This is a genomic window from Mycobacterium sp. (assembly GCF_035506235.1).
Lineage (GTDB): Bacteria > Actinomycetota > Actinomycetes > Mycobacteriales > Mycobacteriaceae > Mycobacterium.
In genome coordinates this window covers 1-6071 of record NZ_DATJPU010000222.1, presented here as the reverse complement: position 1 = coordinate 6071, position 6071 = coordinate 1, and the positions used below count along the sequence as shown (strand labels likewise).

Annotated in this window: 3 protein-coding genes and 4 pseudogenes; 3 read left to right on the top strand and 4 right to left on the bottom strand. The window is 65.5% G+C overall.

Going from position 1 to position 6071, the window contains the following annotated elements:
* Positions 1-485 precede the first annotated feature (485 nt).
* Both VMD50_RS20575 and amrS read left to right on the top strand, forming a co-directional pair.
* A pseudogene (locus VMD50_RS20575) lies at positions 486-935 on the top strand (inositol monophosphatase family protein); the annotation flags it as partial.
* Positions 936-955: 20 nt separating this feature from the next.
* On the top strand, positions 956-2062 hold the full coding sequence (amrS, locus tag VMD50_RS20570; protein ID WP_325430188.1) for an AmmeMemoRadiSam system radical SAM enzyme: 1107 nt from the start codon (positions 956-958) through the stop codon (positions 2060-2062).
* Between the two features lie 705 nt (positions 2063-2767).
* Here the strand turns inward: amrS and VMD50_RS20565 are convergent.
* Complete coding sequence (locus tag VMD50_RS20565; protein WP_325430186.1) at positions 2768-3763, bottom strand: ERCC4 domain-containing protein; 996 nt, start codon at positions 3761-3763, stop codon at positions 2768-2770.
* A gap of 61 nt (positions 3764-3824) precedes the next feature.
* Positions 3825-4163, bottom strand: a pseudogene (locus tag VMD50_RS20560) (integrase core domain-containing protein); the annotation flags it as partial.
* Between the two features lie 163 nt (positions 4164-4326).
* Between VMD50_RS20560 and VMD50_RS20555 the strand changes: the two are divergent.
* Complete coding sequence (locus VMD50_RS20555) at positions 4327-5310, top strand: tyrosine-type recombinase/integrase (protein WP_325430184.1); 984 nt, start codon at positions 4327-4329, stop codon at positions 5308-5310.
* A 65-nt stretch (positions 5311-5375) separates the two neighbouring features.
* Here VMD50_RS20555 and VMD50_RS20550 read toward each other — a convergent pair.
* A pseudogene (locus VMD50_RS20550) lies at positions 5376-5594 on the bottom strand (IS6 family transposase); the annotation flags it as partial.
* A 46-nt stretch (positions 5595-5640) separates the two neighbouring features.
* Positions 5641-6071, bottom strand: a pseudogene (locus tag VMD50_RS20545) (IS110 family RNA-guided transposase); the annotation flags it as partial.

The window sequence follows — 6071 nt, the reverse complement described above, 5'->3', positions numbered from 1 at the left end:
CACCTGCGAAACCGCTGCGCTACTCTTCACCTGGAAAGTGCCTCTCCGCTCGGAATCATGGACCCTAAGGAAGTCTCATTATCCCTTGCAGGACAGGCACTTTCGCTAACTCAAGCTCGTGTCACAGCGAGTTTCACGAACAATCCAGGCTAGGGCCTTTCTACCCTTCATCGGGTGCCAGGGGCCAGCGGCGACACCCCGGCGCACCGCGCCCGCGGCTACCCGAGCCGCTCGACCTCGCCAGCCGGCTCACGCAGCACCGCGGCGTCAGCGCTGTTGCCGCCATCGGCGCAGGCGCATTCGCCGTGAGTTTCCTGGCGCTGCGCGATCTGATGCGAGTCATCGGGTACGGCTCCGCAACGGCGTGGATTTTCCCGCAATCATCGACACGGCGGTGGCCGTCAGCACCTTGATGCTGGTTGCGCTCGGAGACAAACCGGTACGGCATACCCGCACTGCGACCGCACCTGCATCCGCACACGATCGTCGGGGTGACCAGTGCGCCCGCGCTGCTGCGGCGATGGTGGGCAGCCCGCGGTGCAGGCGCCTTTGCGGCGGTCGACGGCTCCGCGCCACCTCGATTGCCGGTGTCCACGGTGGCGGAGCTGAATTCGGCGAGCCTCTCGTTCTCCAGCCTGTCCGGATGGGCACAGCGGGGCTTGCGCGAACGCTTCCTCGAGCTGACCGACGCGGTATGGCGGGTGCGCGCCTACGGCGACTTCCTGCCCTATTGCCTGGTGGCCGAGGGCGCGGCCGACATCGCCGCCGAGCCGCAGGTATCGGTATGGGATCTCGCGGCCCTCGACATCCTGGTGCGCGAGGCGGGTGGGGCGTTCACCAGCCGGGACGGCACCGCCGGCCCGCACGGCGGCAGCGCCGTGGCCACCAACGGCCTACTCCACCAGCAGGTGTTGAGCCGACTGCGCGGGGCGTAACCTGGCGCCGAGAGCACACCATGACCCCACTCGTTCCCGAAGACGACCGGTTCACCATCGCGACGAAACACTGGCATCGCCTCGACGACGGCCGGATTCAGTGCGACGTCTGTCCGCGCGCATGCAAGCTGCACGAGGGCCAGCGCGGCCTGTGCTTTGTCCGCTGCCGGATCGACGATCAGGTGAAGCTCAGCAGCTACGGGAGGTCGAGCGGGTTCTGCGTCGACCCGGTGGAAAAGAAGCCGCTCAACCACTTCTTGCCGGGTTCGGCGGTGCTGTCGTTCGGCACTGCGGGGTGCAACCTCGCCTGCAAGTTTTGCCAGAACTGGGATATCTCTAAGTCTCGCGAGGTCGATACCCTGGCCAGCCGGGCCACCCCCGACGACATCGCCCGCGCCGCTGACGAATTGGGTTGTCGCAGTGTGGAATTCACCTACAACGATCCGACGATCTTCTGGGAGTACGCCGCCGATGTCGCCGACGCGTGCCACGACCGGGGAATCAAAGCGATCGCGGTGACGGCCGGATATATGTGTCCTAACCCGCGCGCGGAGTTCTATCGGCACATTGATGCTGCCAACGTCGACCTGAAGGCGTTCACCGAGGACTTCTACCGCAAGGTCTGCGTCGGGCGTCTGCACGACGTGCTGGACACCCTGCTCTACCTGCGGCACGAGACCGACGTGTGGCTGGAGATCACCACCCTGCTCATTCCGGGACGCAACGACAGCGACGCCGAGATCGCCGCCGAATGCGCGTGGATCCGGGAGCACCTCGGCGTCGATGTGCCGGTGCACTTCACCGCATTCCATCCCGATTACAAGATGCTGGACACACCGCCGACACCGCCTGCCACGTTGACGCGCGCCCGCCGCATCGGCCTGCGCGAGGGCCTGCGGTTCGTCTACACCGGCAACGTCCACGACGCCGAGGGCGGCAGCACGCGGTGTCCCGGATGCGGATCGGCGGTTGTGGTTCGCGACTGGTATGCGATGCGCCATTACGGTCTGACCGACGACGGCTGCTGCCGGGGGTGCGGCTATCGGTTGCCCGGTGTCTACGACGGCCCGGCCGGACACTGGGGCCGGCGACGCCTGCCCCTGGTGACCAGCCTGTCGCGGGTGTGAACTAGCGATCCTCGGTCGCTAGAACTTCGACAGTTGTCTTGAGTTTTCAGGCTGTTTTGGGTAGTAGGCGAGCCTGGTCGGTGGTTTCTGTGAGGTGAAATGTCGATGTTGTGCCTCCAGCCCGACCAAGCGGAGCGTGGCCGGTGCGCCGATCATCCCCCGGCCATCGCATCGAAAGTTGTTTGGGCAGAAGATAGTTCGAGGATCTGCACGGTAGTCAGGCAGTCGTGGACACCGATGTGACCGTCTTGGACGCCGCGGCCTCCGAGCCATTGCCGCCACCCTGATAGCACCGCGGTAACCAGGCCGTACTTCACAGAAGCGCCGGACCCAACCGCAGGCCGACCCACATCACTGGACCAATGAGGCCACGCGATTCGAGGCCACCCCTCCAAAGAGGGCCTGAGGTACTGGCGCAGGCGACTGCGTAATCAAGGCGATCACGCCAACAACGCTGGGGCCCTACAAAGGGGCACTGGGCTCTACACAAAGGCGCTCCCCGCCTGGTCGACCACCCCGGTACTGGGTGGCTTGGCACTGCGACCATCCCCGCCACCAAGACCACCCCGGCAGACCACTCCACCACACCAAGGGACCTCGCGAGACCTCCCCTCTGAGGCATCCCGGGTTTGATGCACACCTCATTTCGTGTGACCGGTGTGCTTCCCGATCTGGTGGTAGGAGCCTAGTACGGGGCGGTGGCGCTTAGGTTCGGTTTGGTGGGTTGGCGTCGTGCCAGGCGGCCCAGATCTCGGGGCGTAGCCTCCCGCGATCAGGCACCGGGAACCCAGCGCCTCGGGCCCAGGCGCGAACCTGCGCAGTGGGCGGTGTCGGCGTTGCGGGTGCCTCATCGAGTTCGGTAATGTCGACGGTGATCGGTGAGATACGTTGCAGAGCAGCATGTTCGGTGATCGCCCAGGCGTGGGCTGCGGCGAGAAACCGGTAGGTCCATTCCTCGGCGAGTTGGCGAGTCTCGCAGAACACGACGGGCACGTTCGGCCAGCGGATCTGCACTTCGGCGAGCCCGTCGGCGACCACCGCGGGCCGGACGCGGTCGAGCTTGAACAGCTGCGAGTAACGGTCCTCAATCACCACCGCCGCACGTGGGAGCGCGGCCAAGTCGCCGACCTGGTAACGCAGCTTCCCGCCGGTGAGGCTGGCGACCAGATCGACCAGCGACTTGCGCTCCACGCTGGCGATTAGCCGGCCATCTATGACAATCCCGTAGTCCCCGCACGGCAACGCCCGCTTCACCGTGGTGACCTGCTGGGTTGCGAACCGGTAGGCGTATTGCTCGTGGCTGTCGACCACGATCTGCAACTCCTCGATGCCATGGGCGCGAGCGGTCGGGGTGCGCACGTTTGGGCGCGCCTGTTTGCGGGTGCGCGGCGACTGCCAAAACACCACGTCGCGGCCCCGAGCCTGGGTGAACACGAGCTGGGAGCGGTTGTGCCGGGACCGGTCGGCGATCACGTCGATCGCCGCGCCGCGCCGACGACACGACCGCAACCGCACTTGTTCGACGATCACCGGATCGTCGGGCCATTCGTCCAGCGGTACCGGGTAGGCGAACAAAGCCTTCTCCCGTGGCCAGGTCCCCGACGTGCGGAACAGCAGGTCACCGCCAGCGAGCGGAACCCGCAGCAGCAACGGCAGCCGGGAGTCTTCGTCCGGGTTGACCGCGATCAACAACTCCGCCACGAGACCTGAGTCTGCCGTGCCGCATCGGCATTCGGTGGCGCACCCCGCCGCCGCGGGGTGCCTACGAACGGCCGATGGGGTTGCCGGCTTGCAGCCGCGCGTAGTATTCGGCCTCGGCTTCTGTGGGCGGGCGACGCCCGAGCCGGTGCATGAGCCTGTGTTCGTTGTACCAGGCCACCCACGCCGAGGTCATGTTCTCCAGGTCGGCGAGTGTGCGGATGGGCCCGGTACGGAACGGGGAACCCTCGCGTACGCACTCGGTCTTATACAGCCCGATCGTGGTTTCGCAGAGCCCGTTGTCCAGGGCGTCGCCGACGGTGCCGATCGATGGGATCAGTCCTTCGAGCATCAGTGTCTCGCTGTAATGTATTGCGGTGTACTGGCTTCCCGCGTCCGTATTAAGCCGGACCCGGCTTAACGCCGATTATGCCGGGGTTTGCGTTAAGCCGAGGATCTGCGGAGATGGCCTGCGCTCGTCGGAGTTGCTGGTGGATTTCTCGGCTTAACGTTTCGGGTGGTGGTTAGCGTCCGTCGTATCTCTACGTCTGTGGAAGGAGACGGTCATGGATACGACGGTCAGTGGGATCGGCGCGGTTGTCGTGGCGGAGTTGCGCGCGGCCGGCTACATGGAATCGACAGTTGGTCAGTACGCGAAGACGATCAAGGCGCTTACTGGGTTCGCCTCGGGGCGTGAGTATTCCACCAGTCTGGGTGCGGAGTTCGCCTCGATGACGACCAGTGTGCGCACCGGTCGGTTCAGCCCACAGCGCCGGTTCGATTACCGGCGTCTGGTCGAGGTGTTCGACTCGTATGTGCAGACCGGCCGGGTGGACCTGGGGGTTCGTGGCCGCGGCGGCGGAGGTCCACGGCCCGAGGGCAGCGACTTCGTTGCGCTGGATGCTGCCTGGGAGGCCGAGACGGGCCGCCGCGGTCTGGCACCGGCCACCTGCGAGGCCTACGGGCGGGTGGCGCGTAGCTACCTGGTGTTCCTGGAAGGACGCGGTATCGCAGCGCTGGACGGTGCGGATGGCGCCAGTGTCCTGGCGTTTTTGGAATCCCTACTGGATCGGTGGGCCAAGTCGTCGCTGTTTTGGGTGGTGTCGAACTTTCGTCCGTTCCTCAAGTTCACCGGCCGCACCGATCTGGTCAATGCGCTGAATCTGGCGGGCATCAAACGTTTTCACGCGATAGTCCCCGTCTTGGAGGATGCCGATGAGGAGCTGGTTGTTCGGGCCTGTGCGTCGGGGGTGGTCAGCGCGCGAGACGCCGCGATCACTTTGCTCGCATTATCGACGGGATTGCGGGCCTGTGACATCGTGAGGCTGCGGATGGGTGATGTCGACTGGCGTGGGCACACGATCGGCCTCGTGCAGCAGAAGACGGGCAACCCGCTGACGCTGCCACTGCCGGCCTTGCTGCTGGGCAAGCTGGCCTGCTATGTGCTCGACGAGCGTCCCAGCTCCGCCGATGATCACCTGTTCCTGCGTTCGGTAGCCCCACACACCGGGCTCAACGATCACGCGACGGGGCATCGTCAAGTTGCTTGAAAATGATTGTGGCGCAGTTGATGTTAGTTTGTTCGGTGGTCACATATAGTGGCTTACTCGGTCTTTCATGCCGCTGCGGTGGCAATGACTTCGTCCCAGACCGCGAAGCTGGCGGTCATCTCGGTTCGCCATTGGGGTGCACTGATCAGATGACGACGGGGCCGAAAGTGCTGTCGGATGCTGCCGAACGCAAACAGGAACCGTTGCGCCTGCCCAGGCGAGGCGAAGCGTTTCATCACCCGTTCCCGGACCCTGGTCGGCTGATGGGAGTTCTCGACCCGGTTGAGTTCTCAACCGATGTCAAGTGTTGCGACGAAAGCGGTGGGCGGTTCATGCTGGTTGCGGAACGGGCGATGCCTTGGAGCGCGTGGCGACTCCTGTCTTGGCACGCTCGTTCCGCTCGTTGCGTCGTGGGTGTCTGTGGGGGGTGACCTTGCGCCGGGCGGCACGGACCTCGGATGGCACGGTGTAGCGTTCGGCGACGATGGCGCGTCCTTGGGCTTCGGTGATGACGCGGCCGTCGGTGTCGCGCAATAGGTAGTGGGTGCCGGCGCGCAGACAGGCGGCGATTCGGGTGAGCAGGACCGCAGCCAGCGTGCAGACCGCGGAATCGTGGTGCTTACCGGCGAGCATGAGCCGCTGGTAGCGGACGGCCAGGGTGGGGTCGACCTTGCGGGCGTGGTCGGCGGCGATGAACAGGGCCTCGCGCAGGCAGCAATCGCCGGCCTTGGTCGGTCCGCGGTGGCCGTCGGCTTGGCCGG

Excerpts from the sequence above, each read along its gene's own strand:
- amrS (WP_325430188.1), top strand. The coding sequence starts at position 956 with ATGACCCCACTCGTTCCCGAAGACGACCGGTTCACCATCGCGACGAAA.
- VMD50_RS20555 (WP_325430184.1), top strand. The coding sequence starts at position 4,327 with ATGGATACGACGGTCAGTGGGATCGGCGCGGTTGTCGTGGCGGAGTTG.